The organism is Streptomyces sp. NPDC001714 (assembly GCF_042892755.1).
Classification (GTDB): Bacteria; Actinomycetota; Actinomycetes; order Streptomycetales; family Streptomycetaceae; genus Streptomyces.
Window position 1 is genome coordinate 217062 of the sequence record NZ_JBIAUL010000003.1, and the last position, 17964, is coordinate 235025.

The 17964-nt window shown below is 72.8% G+C and carries 14 protein-coding genes; 10 read left to right on the forward strand and 4 right to left on the reverse strand.

Features of this window, described 5'->3' with window-relative positions; translation table 11 throughout:
* The first annotated feature begins 117 nt into the window (after positions 1-117).
* Positions 118-1374: a sensor histidine kinase gene (locus ACFY0P_RS09780; RefSeq protein WP_388909190.1), complete on the forward strand. Its 1257-nt coding sequence runs from the start codon at positions 118-120 to the stop codon at positions 1372-1374.
* Entirely contained in the window at positions 1362-2012 is a 651-nt protein-coding gene (locus tag ACFY0P_RS09785; RefSeq protein WP_067360243.1) for a response regulator transcription factor, read from the forward strand. Before ACFY0P_RS09780 ends, ACFY0P_RS09785 begins: the two co-directional genes overlap by 13 nt.
* 331 nt (positions 2013-2343) lie before the next feature.
* Here the strand turns inward: ACFY0P_RS09785 and ACFY0P_RS09790 are convergent, their stop codons facing one another.
* Positions 2344-3687 carry a tetratricopeptide repeat protein gene (locus tag ACFY0P_RS09790; protein ID WP_388909192.1) on the reverse strand — a complete coding sequence of 448 codons (1344 nt, stop codon included), beginning with the start codon at positions 3685-3687 and terminating at the stop codon, positions 2344-2346.
* Positions 3688-4289: 602 nt separating this feature from the next.
* Between ACFY0P_RS09790 and ACFY0P_RS09795 the strand changes: the two genes are divergently transcribed.
* Together ACFY0P_RS09795 and ACFY0P_RS09800 are read left to right on the forward strand one after the other, a co-directional pair.
* Entirely contained in the window at positions 4290-5054 is a 765-nt protein-coding gene (locus ACFY0P_RS09795; protein ID WP_388909194.1) for an NPP1 family protein, read from the forward strand.
* A gap of 173 nt (positions 5055-5227) precedes the next feature.
* Positions 5228-7198, forward strand: a complete 1971-nt coding sequence (locus ACFY0P_RS09800) for an Ig-like domain repeat protein (RefSeq protein ID WP_388909196.1) — start codon at positions 5228-5230, stop codon at positions 7196-7198.
* Positions 7199-7214: 16 nt separating this feature from the next.
* Here ACFY0P_RS09800 and ACFY0P_RS09805 read toward each other — a convergent pair whose 3' ends face one another.
* Positions 7215-8270, reverse strand: coding sequence for a hypothetical protein (locus tag ACFY0P_RS09805; protein WP_388909198.1), 1056 nt, complete (start codon positions 8268-8270; stop codon positions 7215-7217).
* A gap of 347 nt (positions 8271-8617) precedes the next feature.
* Positions 8618-9739 (reverse strand): PP2C family protein-serine/threonine phosphatase, encoded by a 1122-nt coding sequence (locus ACFY0P_RS09810; protein WP_388909200.1) that lies wholly within the window; start codon positions 9737-9739, stop codon positions 8618-8620.
* Positions 9740-9875: 136 nt separating this feature from the next.
* On the opposite strand from ACFY0P_RS09810, the gene ACFY0P_RS09815 reads away from it, so the two are divergent.
* The 3 genes from ACFY0P_RS09815 to ACFY0P_RS09825 all read left to right on the forward strand — a co-directional run bounded on the left by ACFY0P_RS09815 (position 9876) and on the right by ACFY0P_RS09825 (position 12297).
* Positions 9876-10316 carry a hypothetical protein gene (locus ACFY0P_RS09815; RefSeq protein WP_388909202.1) on the forward strand — a complete coding sequence of 147 codons (441 nt, stop codon included), beginning with the start codon at positions 9876-9878 and terminating at the stop codon, positions 10314-10316.
* A 295-nt stretch (positions 10317-10611) separates the two neighbouring features.
* Positions 10612-11583: a hypothetical protein gene (locus ACFY0P_RS09820; RefSeq protein ID WP_388909204.1), complete on the forward strand. Its 972-nt coding sequence runs from the start codon at positions 10612-10614 to the stop codon at positions 11581-11583.
* A 120-nt stretch (positions 11584-11703) separates the two neighbouring features.
* Positions 11704-12297: an HAD family acid phosphatase gene (locus ACFY0P_RS09825; protein WP_388909205.1), complete on the forward strand. Its 594-nt coding sequence runs from the start codon at positions 11704-11706 to the stop codon at positions 12295-12297.
* Here the strand turns inward: ACFY0P_RS09825 and ACFY0P_RS09830 are convergent.
* Positions 12276-13640 carry a PLP-dependent aminotransferase family protein gene (locus ACFY0P_RS09830; protein ID WP_388909207.1) on the reverse strand — a complete coding sequence of 455 codons (1365 nt, stop codon included), beginning with the start codon at positions 13638-13640 and terminating at the stop codon, positions 12276-12278. The two genes, ACFY0P_RS09825 and ACFY0P_RS09830, sit on opposite strands and share 22 nt — an antisense overlap.
* 78 nt (positions 13641-13718) lie before the next feature.
* Here ACFY0P_RS09830 and ACFY0P_RS09835 point away from each other — a divergent pair, with 78 nt between their 5' ends.
* The 3 genes from ACFY0P_RS09835 (at position 13719) to ACFY0P_RS09845 (ending at position 17839) form a co-directional block, all read left to right on the forward strand.
* Positions 13719-14516: an alpha/beta fold hydrolase gene (locus ACFY0P_RS09835; protein ID WP_388909209.1), complete on the forward strand. Its 798-nt coding sequence runs from the start codon at positions 13719-13721 to the stop codon at positions 14514-14516.
* Positions 14517-14868: 352 nt separating this feature from the next.
* The gene (locus ACFY0P_RS09840; RefSeq protein WP_388909211.1) at positions 14869-15873 is read left to right on the forward strand and encodes an endonuclease/exonuclease/phosphatase family protein; all 1005 of its coding nucleotides are present in this window, start codon (positions 14869-14871) and stop codon (positions 15871-15873) included.
* 10 nt (positions 15874-15883) lie between these two features.
* Positions 15884-17839, forward strand: a complete 1956-nt coding sequence (locus tag ACFY0P_RS09845; protein ID WP_388909213.1) for an FUSC family protein — start codon at positions 15884-15886, stop codon at positions 17837-17839.
* Positions 17840-17964: the final 125 nt, after the last annotated feature.

Below are 17964 nucleotides of genomic sequence, written 5' to 3' on the forward strand. Positions count from 1 at the left end.
CGCACGGGGGCGCCGTCAGTCACGCAGGGTTCCGACCCTGGGTGGAGAAAAGTGCACCCCCGAACCGGGCGGGAGCGTCATGGCACGGGGATGGCCTGCGGCTTTACCGTTTGACGCATGCAACTCAGGATGTGGCTGCGGCTGGTACCGGGCCGGACGTTCCGCAGGGCGGGACACCGGACCGCGCTCGTCGCCGCCGGCCTGCCGCTGCACCTCGCCGTCATACCACTGTGGCTCTGGCTGGCCGGCGCGATCGCGGGGGCGCCGGCCGTGATTCCGCTGCCCGTGCTGCTCACGCTCGTGGTGACACCCCTGCTGACCGCCGGGCAGCGGCGGCGCTACCGGGCGCTCGTCGGCAAGGACCTCCCGCGCCCCGCCGTGCCCGGGCCCGGACGCAACCGGAAGTCGGCGGTACGTCGGCTGACCACGCGGGCCTTGTGGCGGCAGGCCTGCTACCACGCCGTGGCGGGTCCGCTGCTCGCCGTCCTGGACCTCGCCGTCCTCGCCGTCTGGGCCGCCGCTCTCGTGGCCGCCTCCATCTACGTGTGGATCTGGGCGCTGCCCCCGCAGTGGCGGGTCACCGACCTCGGGTACACCACGCAGGCCGTGTACATCACGGCCGGCGGCCTCGCCCTGCTGTTCCTCGGGCCCCGGCTGACCGGCGCCCTGGTGCGGCTGGACACCCGGACGGCCGAGGTCCTGCTCGGCCCCAGCCGCGCGGAGAAGCTGGCCCGCCGGGTGGCCGACCTCGCCGAGAGCCGGGCCGGTGTGCTCGACGCCGCCGACGCCGAGCGGCGGCGGATCGAGCGCGACCTGCACGACGGCGCACAGCAGCGCCTCGTCTCACTCGCCGTCAACCTGGGCCTGGCCAGGTCCACCCTCGGCGACCTGCCGGAGGACGCCCGCAAGGTGATCGACGAGGCGCACCGCGAGGCGAAGGAGGCGATCGCCGAGCTGAACAACCTGGTGCGCGGCCTGCATCCGGCCGTCCTTGAGGACCGAGGCCTCGACGCCGCGCTGTCCGGGGTCGCCGCCCGCCTCCCGATCCCGGTACGCGTGGCGGTCGACCTGCCGCAGCGCCCCTCACCCACGGTCGAGGCCGTCGCGTACTTCGTGGTCTCCGAAGCCCTGACGAACGTGGTCAAACACGCCCAGGCGACCCGGGCGGACGTGACCGTGGAGCGGATCGGGGAGACACTGCTGGTGGTCGTCGCGGACGACGGCGCGGGCGGCGCGGATCTCGCGGCGGACGTTGGTGGCACCGGGCTCGCCGGGCTCGCCAAGCGTGTCGCGTCCGTCGACGGCACGTTATCCTGCCGCAGCCCCGCCGGGGGCCCGACCGTCATCACCGTGGAGCTGCCGTGCGCGCCGTGATCGCCGAGGATTCCCTCTTGCTGCGCATCGGCGTGGTCAAGGTGCTGGAGGCGGCCGGCTTCGAGATGTGCGCGCAAGTCGCCGACGCAGAAGGGCTGCTGGCAGCCGTCGAGGAGCACCGGCCCGACATCGCCGTGGTCGACGTGCGCATGCCGCCCGGCTTCACCGACGAGGGAGTGCGCGCCGCGCTGGTGATCCGCCGCCAGTACCCGCGTACCGCCGTGCTCCTGCTGTCGCAGTACGTGGAGGAGCGGTACGCCGCCGATCTGCTCGCCGCCAACACCTCGGGCGTCGGCTATCTGCTCAAGCAACGGGTCGCCGACGTCGAGGAGTTCGCCGAGGCGGTACGCCGGGTGGCGGCCGGCGGCACCGCGCTCGACCCGCAGGTCGTCGCGCAGCTGCTGGTGCGTCGGCACAGCGATCCGCTCGACCGGCTGACACCGCGCGAGCGGGAGGTGCTGGAGCTGATGGCGGGCGGCCGGTCCAACTCCGGTGTCGCCGCCGAGCTGGTCGTGAGCGAGAGCGCGGTCGCCAAGCACATCAACAGCATCTTCACCAAGCTCGACCTGCCCAAGGCCGACGCCGATCACCGGCGCGTCCTCGCGGTGCTGCGCTTCCTGGGCGTTGCGACCGCATAGTGCGCGATCACGCCCCCATGCCCACGACACGGGTCCGACGGCTGCTTCGCCGTCCTGAGCTTCGTCGCGTCCGGCACCGGCGGCCGCGCCGCGTCCACGTAACGGAGACACAGGTCGCCGAAGAGCGTGATCCGCAGGGCCGCAGCGCCGACCAGGCGGAGCAGGACCGGTCCGCCGTAGCGCCGCACAGCAGCCACCACCCCACAAAGGCGGGCAGCGCGGTGGCGCCGGACGCAGATCCTGCGCCAGATGCCGGGCACACTCGACAGACGTTCCGCCACCGCGGTGGCGTCAACTACCGCGGCGGCGTCCGCTACAGCGGTGGCGTCCGCTACAGCGGTGGCTGCGCCGGTGCAGGTCCCAGGGTCGTCGTGCCCGGGGCCGTACGGTGGCCGAGGCCGGTGCGGTAGGCGTCCAGTGCCGCCTCCACCCGGCCGGTGCGGCGCAGCAGGTCGCCGAGCAGGCGGCACAGGTCCGCCAGGTCGCCCGCCGCGCCCGCCCGCTCCAGCAGGCTCAGCGCCCGTACGTAGTGCTCCTCCGCCGCCTCCGTGTCCCGGGCGTCCTCGGCGATGATGCCGAGGAGTCGGTGCGCGGCGGCGGAATGGACCGCGCCGCGCTCGGAGGAGAAGTCGCCGAGGACGTCGTGGAGCAGCTCGGCGGCCTCCTCGGACTTGCCCCGGCGGTGCAGGACGTCGGCCAGTTCGACCGCCGCCTGGCTGCGGTAGAGGGCGGCACGGGTCTCCGACAGCATGGCGAGGGCCTCTCGCAACTCCTGTTCCGCGCGCTTCAGTTCGCCGTTCTGGGCGTAGACGTAGCCGCGCATCCAGTGGCAGTTGGCGAGTTCGGTACGGAGCTGGAGCTGGCGGTACAGCTCGGCGGCCTTGGCCAGGGAGGCGTCGGCGTCGGCGACCCGGCCCTCGGCGAGCAGGGTGCGGGCGACGGAGCGGTGCATCCGGGCGATCAGCGCGGGGTCGCCGGCCTGCGGGGCGAGGGCGAGGGCGAGTTCGGCGGCCTGGGCGGCGCGGGCGTGGGCGCCCATGTCCATGTAAGGGCCGATGACGGAGGCGTAGAGGAGCAGGAGCGCGTCGGGGTCGTGCAGGCCGCTGCGGTTGAGCTCGTCGAGGGTGGTCTCGAGGAGGTAGACGGCATAACGAAGCTCACCGGCGAGGTAGTGGCTGACCGCGCGGCCGCGGATCGCCGGTACCCGCACCGGCAGCGGCTCCTCGGCCGTCCACAGCTCGGCCCGCTCGAAGAACTCCCTGGCCTGCCCCAGTTCGCCGGTGTCCAGGGCGCATTCGCCCATCCCGAGCAGCGCGGTGGCCTGCTCGGCCGCGAGCCCGTGCGCCTCGGCCTCCGCGAAGAGGTCCGCGTACTGGGCGGCGGCCGCCTCGGCCTCGCCGGTGGCCAGGGTGCGCTGTGCCTCGGTGAGCCGCAGCCTGAGGTCGGTGGCGAGGTGGGCGGGGCGCCCGCTGGCCAGTTCCTCGAAGCCGACGCCGAGCCGGCCCGCGATGTGCCGCAGCGCCTCGTCGGAGGCCCGGACCCGCCCGGCCTCCAGCGTGGAGATGTAGGCGGGTGTGTAGGCCGGTTCGGCCAGCTGCCGCTGGGTCAGCCCCCGGTCGGTGCGCAGTTGCTGCACCCGCCGCCCTATGGTCTCCGGATCGTCCCGTTCCTGCATTCTGCCATTCCCCCCAACTCCTCCTGGACCTCTTGCCGTTGAGCTCTGCCTACCTCTAGGTTAAACCGCGGATTAAACGTGCTTAACCCGCCCCTGTTGTTGCGAGGTCGCCGTGTTCGGACGCACATCCGCACGCCCCACCGCATCCTCTCCGTCCCGGATCCGCTCGGTCGGGGGGACCCCCACCGCGAGGAGTGTCGCGGCGGCGGTGGTCGCCGTGGCCGCACTCATCACCGCCGCCAACGCCGGTCCGGCCCGGGCGACGGACAACTCCCCGGCCTCCCCGGCCGCGGCGACGGCCCGGCACACGGCCGGCCACTAGGAGCCCGCCCGGCGCCGCGGGGCCGTCCCCCACCACGACCGCCCCGCCGGGCCGTCCCCCCACACCACGACCGCCCCCGGCGGGACTCTCCCCCGGTCCCGCCGGGGGCTCTCCTGCTGTCACCGCACGCTGATCAGTTCCGCGAAATGCCGACCTCCGTTTGACAGAAAGCCCTTCCATCGACCCCCCGGACTGTCCATTCTTCATTCCACATCCGGATGTCATGTCCGGGACGAAAGGACCGTACCAACCACCCCCGACCGTCGCCTGGAGCCCCCCGATGTCCCGAACCAGGACCCGCCGCCTCGGCCGAGCCGCCGCCGTCGCGGGCAGTGCCGCCGCGCTCACCCTCGCGCTCCCCTTCAGCGCCTCCGCCGGCGTGCTGCAGAACCTCCCAGAGAACGCGACCACGTTCCAGAAGTTCTTCGAGCCGCTGTACGACTACGACACGGACAGCTGCTACCCGGCGGCCGCCATCGACCCCGACGGCAACCTCAACGGCGGCCTGAAGCCGACCGGTTCCGTCACCGGCAGCTGCCGCACCGGCCATCTCGACCACGCCAACACCTACTCGCGCGCCAAGTGCAACAACGGCTGGTGCGGGATCATCTACGCCAGCTACTTCGAGAAGGACGAGGCCTCCCCGGGCATCGGGCACCGCCACGACTGGGAGTGCATCGTCGTCTGGGTCAAGCAGGGCGCCGACTACCCGTCGTACCTGTCCGCCTCCCAGCACGGCGACTTCGAGACCGAGGCGGTCGCCGACGTGCCGATGAGCAGCCAGCGCGTCCAGGTCGTCTACCACAAGGACGGTCTGAGCACCCATGACTTCCGGTTCGCCAAGTGGGGCGAGACCCCGGAGAACGACGACGGCGCCTGGCACCAGGAGAACCTGCTCACCTGGGAGAACATGGCGTCCAACCTGAGGAACGTCCTGAACGCCTCCGACTGGGGCGACGCGAACTTCCCGCTCCAGGACGCCAAGTTCGACGACCACCTCAACAAGGCCAAGCCGAGCGCGATCACGTTCGACGCGTACGCCTGACCAACTCCCGCCCCGCACCGGTGAATCCCGGATGCCGATTGTCAGTGGCATGACCTAGTCTTCGTTGCATCCGCCACACGCGGCCCACAGAGAACTCACACAAGAGCACTCGCACACTCGTGGGCCGCGTCCCGTGGTGTCCACTTCATTCGATCCGGGGGGTTCGAATCAGCGTGCGTATGCGCACCGTCACGGCCGCCACCACCCTGGCGGTCCTCTTCAGCTCGGCGGCCCTGGCCGCCGCTCCGGCCTACGCCGACACCAGCGCGCTCCTGCCGGTCAAGTCGCTCGGTGACATCGTCGTCGACGGCGCCCACCAGCAGGTCTTCATCAGCGACCCGAGCAACGGCAAGATCGTCGTCACCGACTACTCGGGCAATGTGCTCAAGCAGCTCACCAGCAACCTCTCCGGCGTCCACGGCCTCGAACTGTCCGCCGACTCCGGCACGCTCTACGCGGCCGTGCAGGACATGGACGCCATCGCCGTCATCGACACGGCGACCGACACCGAGACCACCCGGTACGCGGTCGGTGACAAGCCGCTGAGCGTCGCCCTCGCCGGCGGCAAGCTGTGGTTCGGCTACGGCGGTGCGGTGGCCGGCAACATCGGGTCGGTCGAACTCACCGGCGACCACACGGTCACCCTCAACCAGGACAGCAGCTGGTACCAGGCGCCGCTCCTGGACGCCGCGCCCGGCTCCGGCGTCCTGGTCGCGGGCGCGGTCGACCAGAGCCCCGTCGAACTGGCCTCCTACGACGTCTCGTCGGGCACCGCGACCAAGCTGGCCGGCACCCGTGAGGCCGGCAGCAACCTCGGCGACCTCCAGGTCACCCCCGACGGCAAGGACGTCGTGGTGGCCAGCGGAGCTCCGTACTACCACCAGATCTTCAAGACGTCCGACCTCAACGAGGACGGCAAGTACACCAGCGTCAACTACCCGAACTCGGTCGCCATCGCGCCCGACGGCACGGTCGCGGGCGGCAGCGACGCCTCCTACAACCCGGACATCTACATCTTCCACCCGGGCAGCAGCGAGGCCGTCCGCTCGTACGAGCTGCCCAGCACGGGTGGCAGCAGCGGTTCCGACGAACTCGCCGACGCCGGCCTCGCCTGGGCGCCCGACGGCTCCCGGCTGTTCGCGGTGTCGTACAACAGCAACGGCGCCTACTCCCTGCGCGAGTACGACACCCCGGGCCGGGCGGCCACCACCGTCACGGTGAACGCCCCGGCGACGGCCACCCGCGCCAAGCAGCTCACGGTCACCGGCACGCTCTCCTCGACGGCCGCGCTGCCCGCCGGCACCCAGGTCACGGTCGTCCGCACCGACCTGGACTCCCCCAGCGGGAAGGCGCTGCCCGCCGTCACGGTGAAGGCCGACGGCACCTACTCCTTCACCGACACCCCGCCGGCCGGCGGCAAGGTGACGTACACGGTCTCCTACGCGGGCGACGGCGAGCACGCGGCCGCCTCCGCGAAGGACACCGTGGACGTCTCCCGCGCCAAGCCGACGCTGACGCTGAACAACAACGGCAAGGTGTACGCGTACGGGAAGGACGTGAGGTTCACGGCCCATCTCGGGACGACGTACAAGAACCGCACGGTGGAGCTCTGGGCCGACCCGTTCGGCTCGGACAAGCCCAACAAGCTGGTGAAGTCCGGGAAGGTCGACTCGCACGGCAACCTGTCCGTGGTCCTCGACCTCAAGCGGGACACCAAGGTCACCGCGAAGTTCGCGGGCGACGCCCGCTGGCAGCCGCGGTCGGTGTCCAGCACGGTGGGCGCGAAGGTCAGCATCTCCATGTCGGTGAGCCGCCAGTACAAGTCGAAGAAGGCCTGGGGCCAGACCTACTACTACTTCCACAAGACCAAGAACCCGCTGTTCACGACCAAGATGCCGTACTACGGCGGGCGAGCCCAGCGGTTCGACTTCCAGGTCTACTACCAGGGCACGTGGTACTCGGACACCTCGCAGTACTTCGCGCTGGCCACCAGCGGGGTCTCCCAGGTCGAGTTCACCGGCAACCACAAGGAGGACGTCGGCTGGCGCTTCCGCGTCCGCTCCGACTACATCAACGGCACGTCCGGCGACACGGTCAACTCCACGACGTACGGCGCCTGGAAGTACTTCACCTTCACGAGCTAGTGCCCCAGCTGGTGCCTCAGCTGGTCTGAAGCTGCCGGAGGTGCTGCTGGACATGGTCCAGGGCGCCTTCCCGGCGGCCCGGCACCCTGAGTCTCAACTCCGCGAGCGCGGGCCCGAGTTCACAGGCCCGCGCGGTGTCCTTGATGGCGCCCCACTGGTGGTGGGCCCGGTCCACGGCCGCCTCGACGGCCGGTGCGTCGGCCGGCTGCCCCGCGGCCAGCCGGGCGTGCGCCACGGTCAGCCAGGTACGGCAGCTGCGGGCCGCGTCCCCGGCGAACATCGCGAGGTCGGCCCGTACCTCGGACCAGTGCAGGGCGTCCTCGGAGGCCGGCCCGTGCGCCCGCGCGGCGGCCTGCTCCCAGCGGGCGGCGAGTCCGTCCGCATCGGCGTACCGCCCGTCCCGTACGGCCGCGCTGATGGCGTCGTGCGGATCCCCGCTGTCCGGGGTGTGCGTACTGAGCAGGATGTCGGAGGCGACCTCCGCCCCGAGCCGCGCGAGCACCTGCCGGTGCAGCTCCGCCATCGCCGGCCGGTGCCCGCTCCTCAGCACGGTCGCCACGGCCTTCATGTACGACGGTGAGCCGACCTCCCGCCGGGCGGGCGGCGGCGCGATCCGCCCGTGCACGGCGTTGTTCCGCCCGGAGTCGAGCGGAACGGTGCGCAACTGCTCCCAGGTCTCGTGATCCGTGTGCAGATCGAGCACCAGCGTCGTCGCCCCGGCCGGCCGCAGTCGCAACTCCTCCCGGACCCAGTGCCAGGGCAGGCCGGTGTAGCGGACGGTGGCGGGCCTGGTCCGGGCGAGCGCGAGATGCGGCAGCCGCTGCCTGCGGTCCAGGTGCAGCTGGCCGGCGACGAACACGGTGAGCGGACCGGGGGCGGCCGCGGCGGCCCGCAGCCGGGTCAGCACGGCCTGCGGCTCCAGGGGGTCGGCGAGTTCGACGACGTTGGCGGTCTCGGTGCCGGAGAGTATCGCCGGGGGCACGGCGGCGAGCACGGGGAGCACGGAGGCCGCGTCCACGAGCCGCCCCTTGCCGTTCGGCGAGGCCGCGATCAACAGCACGGTTCCGGGCATCGGGCCCTCCCCCTTTGTTCCCCGTTTTCACTTACGCCAGCACGGTAACCGCTGCGCTTGCAAAGCGGGGCGTACAGGGGAGGTTTGAACCGGGTAACGACCGGTACGCCCACCACAAGGGTCCCCCAGACCACCCTCCCTGCCCCCGCTCCCCTTGACAGCAGCCCCCACCACTCCTGCCCCCGTGCCTTCCCCGTTCTTCTCCGCCGCCCCTTTTTCCCGCCGCAACAGCGCTCAGCCACGACGATGCGAGCCGGCGGTGCCGAACGGCCGGTACCCGCCGTCGGACTGCCGACCGGTTGCGGAGCAACGCGCCGTCGTGGCTGGTCGCGCAGTTCCCCGCGTCCCTAGGGGGTTGCGTTGCGGCGTACTGCGAAGATCGTGGTGTCGTCGGAGAGGTGGCCGCGGGTGTGGCGGAGTACGCCGTCGCGGATGTGGGTGACGAGGGGGGTCGGGTCGGGGGCCGGTGTCAGGGCCGCTGCCTCGGGGAGGTCGAAGAACGTGCCGTCCGCGTTTCTCGCCTCGGTCACGCCGTCCGTGGTGATGAGGAGGGTCTCGTCGGGGGCGAGGGTGACCGTGAGGGTCGGCGGCGGACCGGCCGCTGTCGTCAGGTCGGCCATTCCGAGGGGGAGTCCGTGGTCCGGGGGCAGGGCCCGGACCCCCGCCGGCCCCACCGCCAGCGGCGGCTCGTGGCCGAAGTTGACCAGCTCCACGACGTCCGGGGCGTCCGGCGGGAAGCCCAGCAGGACCGCCGTGGCGAAGCGGTCGCCGTCGTCACGGCCCAGCGCCACCGTGTGGCCCCGGTGCCGGATCATCCGGGTCTCCAGCCGGTCGGCCACCGTCGCCAGGTCCCGTTCGTGGTACCCCGCCTCCCGGAACGTCCCCAGCAGCGCCGCCGCCGTCTCCACCGCCCCGAGCCCCTTGCCCTGGACGTCCCCGACCAGCACCCGCGTTCCGTACAGCCCCGGCTGGATGTCGTAGAAGTCGCCGCCCACCCGGGCCTGGGTGTCGGCGGCGAGGTACACCGCCGCGTGGTCCAGCCCGGCCCACCCCTGCGGCAGCGGCCGCAGCACGGTACGCCGGGTCGTCTCGGCGATGTCCCGCATGTGCAGCATCCGCCGTTCGCCGTTCCGGCGGACCGCGCAGGCCAGGATGGCCAGCAGCCCCGCGAAGGCGACCAGGATGAAGTCGGGCAGCCCGGCCTGGTACTGGCGTGGCCAGGCGCTGTCCACGGCGACGTAGTCGAGGACCGACAGCACCGCGAAGACCGCCGTCGCGAAGACCCCGCAGATCGCCGCCGCGATACCGGGGACCAGGACGATCCAGGAGACGATCCGGAACCGCTCCGTGGTGTTGAGGTCGACCGCCGTGATCCCGGCGAGCAGCAGGAGCGGCGCCACCCAGGCGATGCTCCGGCCCCTGGCCCACAGCAGCTCCTTGCGCCGCCGCAGGGCCTGGTGGTCGGTCACGAGAGTCAGGGAAACACGGGCGGGGACGCCGCGCACGTCGTACAGAACGCCGCACGGGATGTGCTGACCGACTTGCCAGGGGGTACCCGCAGGTGTGCTCTGGAAGGTGGGGGCGAGGAGAGAGAGGAGCACGCTCATGGCTCAAGCGGCACCCACGTCCGGCGGTATGCCCCGGAGCGGCCGGACGCCCGACGTGTTCAGTGCGCAGATGCACGCCAGGGCCCGGGTGGCCATACCGGTCGTGACCGGGCTGATCTACGGCTACTGGGCCGCGGCCAACCGGCGCATGGGCGGCCCCATCACCGGCTGGAACCTGCTGTTCGGCTTCCTGACCGCGCTCGTCTTCGCGGTGGTGCTGTTCGCCGTGCTGACCATCGCCCCACGGCTACGGCGGGAACTGCACGCGGTGGTGTGGACGGCGTTCATGGGCGTCGCCTTCGGCTTCCTGTACAGCCAGAGCGGGGACTCGATCCTCCGGAGCATCGCCATGGCGCTCGCGGTGGCGGCGGTGACCTTCATCGTGATGTTCTACCGGTTCTACACGCACGAGGACGCGGCCGGACACCGCATCCGGTAGCCGCACATCCGGCGACAGCGCCGCGCGGTGTGCGCGTGGACCCCGGCCCCCACGGCCGGGGCCCACGTGTTTCCCCTTTTTCCCCTCACCAGTCGCCGAGGCGCCGCAGGCGCTCGGCGACGCTCCCCACCAGGAAACACCCGTTCGGGTCAACCCTCCACCGGAGCGCGGCGCCCCAAGGGTTTCCGGGTACCGGGCCGCCGTACCGCCCGTTCGGCTCGACCTGTGCCCCGCGGTGCCCCCGAATGCAGTCACCCCGCTCGCCTGACCGGCCCTCAGGGGCTTGCCTGGAAGCGTGCCCTCAGTGCCCCCGGCGTCTCCCTGGCCCGCGCCGCCCTCAGGTCTCCGGCGCGCCCTGTCGGCCCTGCTGATCGTGCTGGCCTGCCTGCTGCTGCCGTTCGGCGCGCTCGCGGCCTGGGCGGCGTACGGGCTGACGGACACCGGGCAGTACGTCAGCACGATGGCACCGCTGGCCGACGACCCCGATGTCCGGGACGCCGTGGCGGACACCGTCGGCGACGGCATCATGCGCGAGGTGGACGTGGGCCGGCCGATGCGCGGCACGGTGGCGCCGTTCGTGCGCGAGGCGGTCCGTTCCTTCACCCAGACCCGGGCGTTCCGGCTGGCCTGGGACGCCGGCAACCGGGCCACCCACGACGCCGTGCTGCGTGCGCTCCAGGGCGAGCGCGAGGAGCCCGTGACCGTCGACCTCGCGCCGGTCACCGCCCAGGTCAAGAACCAGCTCACCCAGGACCATGTGCCGCTCGCGGCCCGTATCCCGGTCCAGCACACGGCCGTCGCGGTCATCCCGACCGCCGATCTGGACCGGCTCCGGAAGGGGTTCCACGTGCTCGAGGTCGCCGGCTTCTGGCTGCCCGTCGCGGCCGTCGTCTTCGCGGTCGGCGGCATCGCCCTCGCCGTCCGCCGCCGCCGTGCCGTCACGGCGACCGCGCTGGGCACGGCCCTGGGCGGCGCCCTGCTCGGCCTGGCCCTCGTCATCGGCCGCCGGCTCACCCTGGCCGACCTGCCACCGGACGTCTCGCACCCGGCCGCGGCCGCCGTCTACGACGCCCTGACCTCCACCCTCCGCACGGTCTCCTGGCTGCTCCTGGCCCTCGGCCTGGCAGTGGCCGCGGTGGCCTGGATCGGCGGGCGCCTGCGCCGGTCCAGGCCCGGGGCGACCCCGCGAACGGCCGCCGGCACCGGCGATTCCGCGTCCCTCAGGGCCGATTCACAGTCTCCTGACCAGAACATGCCAGTCATGTAACCGGCTGCTCCTCCAGGAGTCGCGCGGCGGGCGCACCGGCCGACCACCGTGGCGCGACGGCGGCCACCGGTACGGAACACCGGCGGCCGACGTCGACGTGACGTGAGGAGCCCCCACCCGATGAACCGTCCCACCGCGCGCCGTGCCGCCGTCGCCGTCACGGCCGGCCTCGCCCTGTCCTTCGCCGCCGCCCTGCCCGCGCAGGCCGCCGACTCGACCGTCACCGAGGCCCAGTGGCTGTCCGACGTCGCCGCCGTCACCGGCCCCGCGCAGACCCACATCGACAACCGCGCCGCCGCCAACACCTCCGGCGCCGAGCAGGCGATCGTCCTCGACATCGACAACGCCTCGCTGGAGACCCACTTCGAGGGCGGCATCACGGTCCCCGCCACCCCGCCGGTGCCGGCCCTCGCCCAGGACGCGCACGCCAAGGGCATCGGCGTGTTCTTCGTCAGCGCCCGCAGCGACCTGTACAACGTGGTGACCAGGGCGAACCTGAAGTCGGTCGGGTACCCGGTCGACGGCCTCTACGCGCGGACGGTCGCCCAGCCGCTGACCGAGTCCGTCGCGGACTTCAAGACCTCGCAGCGCAAGGCGATCGAGGCGAACGGCTACGACATCATCGCCGACATCGGCAACAACACGGCGGACCTGACCGGCGGTTACGCCGACACCACCTGCAAGCTGCCGGACTACGACGGCCTGCTGGACTGACCGTCCACCGGGAGGTGCCGCGGGCCGCGTGCCGCGAGGGCGGCCAGCGCCCGCAGCGCCCCCACCAGCTCCGGCTCCGCGGCCGACGCGAGCCCGATCCGCACCGCGTCCGGCGTCCGCTTCGGGTCGACGCGGAAGGCGGTACCGGGTGTGAACGCGATCCCGAGGGCGGCCGCGGCCGCCGTGAAACCGTCGGCCCGCCACGGCTCGGGCAGCTCCCACCAGGCGAAGTACCCGTGCGGATCGGCTCGTACGGCGAACCCGGCCAGCGCCTCGCGGAGGAGCCGCTGCCGCCGTGCGGCCTGCTCCCGCTTGGCCGCCACGAGCCGCGCCACGGTCCCGTCCCCGATCCACCGCACCGCCGCCTCCAGCGCGAACGCCCCCGCGCTCCACCCCCCGGACCGCACGGCCGCCGCCACCGCGTCCACCCGGTCCTCCGGCAGGACGGCGAACCCGGCGGTGAGACCGGGCGCGACCCGCTTGGAGAGCCCGTCGACGAGATGGACGAGCCGCGGGGCGAGGGCGGCGAGCGGCGGCTCGGGGCCGTCGTGCAGAAACGACCAGATCCGGTCCTCCACGACCGGCAGCCCCAAGTCACTCACCACACGTGCCAGTCGGAGCCGGCGCTCGGCCGGGACGGTCACCGACGTCGGGTTGTGCAGGGTCGGCTGGAGGTAGAGCGCGGAGAGCGGCGCGGACCGGTGCACGGCGAGAACGGACTCCACGACGGGCCCCTCCCCGTCCGCCCGCACCGGGACGAGCGTGATGCCGAGCCGCCCGGCGATCTCCTTGACCAGCGGATACGTCAACGGTTCCACCCCGACCCGGCCGCCCGGCCGTACCAGCGACCCCAGGGTGGCGGCGATCGCCTGCCGGGCGTTGCCCGTGAAGAGGATGCGGGCGGGGTCGGGCCGCCAGTCGCCGGTGGCGAGCAGCGAGGCGACGGCCTCCCGGGCGTGCGGGGTGCCGTCGGCGGCGGCCGGCCGCAGGGCGTCGGTGAGCGCGTCGGGCCGCAGCAGCGGAGCGAGGGCCGGGGCCAGCAGCTCCGACTGCCCTGGCACGGACGGGTAGTTGAGCTCCAGATTGACCGGGGCGGCCCCGTCCTCCACCAGCGCCCGCCCCTGCGGCGCGGCCCGCGCGGCCCGCACGAACGTCCCCCGCCCGACCTCGCCCACCACCAGCCCGCGCCGCACGAGTTCGGCGTACACCCGGCCGGCGGTCGAGGCGGCGATCCCGTGCCGCCGCGCGAACGCCCGCTGCGGCGGGAGCCGTTGCCCCGCCCGCAGCCGCCCCCGCGCGATGTCCAGCGCGATCCGGTCGGCGATCCCCCGGAAGTCGTCCACGGTCCCCCTCACCTGTCATTGCACCGAGGGCAAAGATTTTATTGCACCGAGGAGTTGAGGATCTCTAGGGTCGTTCACATGCCCCCCTTCCTCGCATACGACGACAATGATCGGCAAAATCCGCAAACCCTGCACACTCCTCTCCTCCTCATCCACGGCCACCCCTTCGACCGCACGATGTGGCACCCCCAGGTGGCCGCCTTCACCCCGGCCCGCCGGGTCGTCGCCCCCGACCTGCGCGGCTACGGCGCCTCCCCGGTCACCCCCGGCATCACCCCGCTGTCCCGCTTCGCGGCGGACCTCGAGGAACTCCTCGACGCGCTGGACGTGCGGACCTGCGTGCTCGCCGGCCTGTCCATGGGCGGCCAGATCGCGATGGAGTGCTACGACCGCCTCGGCCCCGAACGCGTCCGCGGCCTGGTCCTGGCCGACACCTTCCCCGACCCGGAGACCCCGGAGGGCATACGGACCCGGAACGCCATGGCCGACCGGCTCCTGAGCGAGGGCATGCGCGGCTACGCCGACGAGGTCCTGGCGAAGATGGTCGCCCCGTACGCCCACCCCGATGTGAAGGCCCACGTCCACCGCATGATGACGGCCACCCACCCCGAGGGCGCCGCGGCAGCCCTGCGCGGCCGCGCCGAACGCCCCGACTACCGCCCCCTGCTGGCAAAGGCGACGGTCCCCGCCCTGATCGTGGTCGGCGCGGACGACGAGTACACCCCCGTCTCCGACGCCGAGGCCATGCACACCCTCCTCCCCGACGCCACCCTCCGGATCATCGACAGGGCGTCCCACCTGCCGAACCTGGAACAGCCGGAGGAGTTCAACCGGGCGTTGGGGGAGTTCCTGGCACGGGTGGACGAAGAATCGTAATCTCGGACAAGTGACGCACCCGAGCGCCGAACAACAACCACCTCACCCAGCCCGGGACCTGAGCCCGAAGGCCGGACAGCACCCTTCTCAGCCCGCTGGGGAACTGAGCCCGAAGGCCGGACAGCCCCCCTCTCAACCCCATCCCGCCCGGGACCCGAACCCGAAGGCCGAACAGCACCCCTCTCAACCCCAGCCCACCCGGAACCCGAACCCGAAAGCCGCACAGCACCCCTCTCAACCCCATCCCGCCCGGGACCTGAACCCGAAGGCCGGACAGCACCCCTCTCAACCCCATCCCGCCCGGGACCTGGACCCGAAGGCCGGACAGCAGCCTTCTCAGCCCGTCCGGCGTTTGAGGACGAGGCCGTTCAGGCCGAAGCGGGGGGCCGGGGGCGGCAGCCCCCGAAGCGGTGCCCGCGGCCTCGCCGTCGGCGCAACGGCCCTGCTCCTCCTCGGCGTCACCGGCGTAGCCGCCTGCCGGGTCGCCGACACCGACGCCGTCACCCCGGTCCCCCAGCTCCTCGCCTTCCTCCCCTGGCTGCTGCTCCCCACCTCCCTCGGCCTGCTCCTCACCCTGCTCACCCGCTGGTGGCCCGGCCTCTTCTGGGGTACGGCCGTACTCGCCGTGCTCGGCTGGTTCACCGTGCCGCACGGCTACGGCGGCGGCACACCGGCCGGCCCCCCGCTCGCCACCCTCCGCGTGCTGACCTCGAACGTCGAGTTCGGCAACGGCACCCCCTCCCTCGTCCCGCAGATCCGCCGCGCAAAGCCGGACGTCGTCTTCGTGGAGGAGTGCGAGTACACCTGCCAGGCCACGCTGAAGAGGGAGACCGACTACCCCTACCGGACAGCCGTCGTCGCCGGAGGCTCCACCGGCTCGCTCCTGCTCTCCCGCTTCCCGCTGCGCGCCACCGACGGCGTCCCCGGCACGATGGGCATGCCCGGCGCCGTCGCCGACGTCGACGGCCACCCCGTACGGCTGCAACTCGCGCACCCCATGCCCCCGCTGCCCGGCCAGGTCGCCCTCTGGCGCCGTGAGCTCGGCCGGCTCCGCGACTTCGCCGCCGCCGACACCCGCACCCCCACGATCCTCGCCGGTGACTTCAACTCCTCCCAGGACCACGCGGCCTTCCGCCGCATCCTCGCCGCCGGAGACCTGAAGGACAGCGCCCGGCTCAGCGGCGCCGCGCGCACCGCCAGCTGGCCCGCGCCGACCGCGGCCGTCTTCGGCGCGCAGATCGACCACGTCCTGGTCTCCCGGGACTTCACGGCGACCGGCGCCCGTTTCCTGCGCCTGGCCGATACCGACCACCGGGCCCTGGTCGTGGACATCACGCTCCACCGGCACAAGCCCTGATAATGGGCCCATGTCCCGCGAGTTCCCGATCAGCCTCACCCCTCCCGACTGGCTGGTAAGGAACCTCCGGCCCCAGCAGGCCGCCCCCCTCAACTGGGCCGCCCTCGCCCGTGCCGCCCTCGCCATGAGCCTCCCGCTCGCCGTCGGGCTCGCGGTCGGACAGCCCGCGTACGGGGCGCTCGCCTCGATGGGCGCCCTGTCCGGGGTCATCGGCGACACCGCCGACGCCTACCGGATGCGGATCCTCAACATCGCGGTGCCGCAGCTCTTCGGCGCGGTCGGCGTCACCGTCGGCTCGCTGGTCTACGGCCAGGGCTGGCTCACCGTCGCCGTCATCACCGGCATCGCCCTGCTCTCCGGGATGATCTCGACGATCGGCGCGGTGTCCTCCGTCTCCGGCCTCCTCCTGCTGCTCAACTCGGTGATCGGCGCGGGCCTGCCACTGCCCGGCGCCTGGTGGCTCACCCCGGTGCTGATGACCGGCGGCGGTCTGCTCGTCCTCCTCCTCGCCCTGCTGGCCTGGCCGCTGCGCTCGGGCGTACCGGAACGCTCGGCGGTCGCCGCCGCCTACCGCACGGTCGCCGACCTGCTGTCCGTGAGCGACGGCGACGACGGCGAGGCGTACGACCGCGCCCGGCACACCGTCACCCAGTCGCTGAACCAGGCGTACGACCTGATCCTGGCCCGGCGCGCCCGGTACCGCGGCCGCAGCCGCGAACTCACCCGCATGCTGGCCCAGTTGAACGCGATCACCCCGGTGGTGGAGGCCGCCCCGGCCGTCCGCCTCGCCCGCCTCGCCGGGAAGCCGCTGCCGCCCGAGGTCCCCGCGGCGGTCCTGCACATCGCCGACGCCGTCGAGACCGGCTACACCGGTCCGATAGGGCTGGACCTGCCCGAGCCCGGCAACGAGACCGGCCGCGCCGTCGACCACGCCCTGCGGCACGTCGCCGAGGTCGCCACCACCCCCGACGTCGACCCCCGCGGCATCGACGACCGTCTGGGCCGACCCGCCACCCTCGGCATCCGCACCGCCCGCGCCGCCCGCAACGTCGTGCTGTCCGCCAACTCCTGGCGCTACGGCATCCGCCTCGCCCTGTGCATCGGCATCGCCCAGGCCCTGGTCTCCCTGGTCCCGGTCCCGCGCTCCTACTGGGTCGCCCTGACCATCACCTTCGTCCTCAAGCCCGACTTCGGCTCGGTCTTCTCCAGGGCTCTGCTGCGCGCGGTGGGCACGGTGGCCGGCCTGGGGGTGGCGGCGACCGTCCTCACGGTGGTGCCGCGCGGCTGGTGGGACGTGCCGGTGATGATGGTCCTGGCCCCGCTGGTCCCGGCCCTGACGCCGCGCGGCTACGGCTTCCAGACGGCGGCGGTCACCCCGGTCATCCTGCTCCTCTCCGACATCCTGAACCATCAGGGCACCGGTCTGCTGCTGCCCCGCCTCCTGGACTCCCTGATGGGCTGCGCGATCGCGCTCATCGCCGGGTACCTGCTGTGGCCGGAGAGCTGGCGCACCCGGGTCGGCGACCGGCTGGCCGACGCGGTGGCGGACACGGCGGCCTATGTCGAGCTGGCCTTCGAGGCGGGCGCGGAGCCCGCCGCCCGCGCCCGGCTGCGGCGCCGCCTCTACCGCGACCTGTCCGTCGTCCGCACCGAGTTCCAGCGCGCCCTGACCGAACCCCCGCCCACCGGCCGCCGGGCGGCTGCCTGGTTGCCCCTCGTCGTCGCGGTGGAACGCATCGTCGACGCGACGACGGCGGCCCGGGTCCGGGTACGGCACGGAGCGCCGCCCCCGGACCGGGCCGAGGTCGATCAGGTGACCCTGCAACTGCGCGAGCTGGCGGAGGGCGTCCGCAGCTCGGAGACCCTCGTCGCGGTCCGCACGGACCTCACGGGCCCACCGGACAGCGTCCTGGAACCGCTGCGCCAGGAGGTGGCGGCGGCCAGAGCGATCGCCTCCCCCCACTGACCGCACCCGCGGCCCCACCGGGATGCTGCACGGCGACAATCAACGACCGAACAGCCGATGACGCGTCCCATGCACAGGCAGCCCGCCGACAAATTAACCCAATCCACCCCACCGATTAACATACC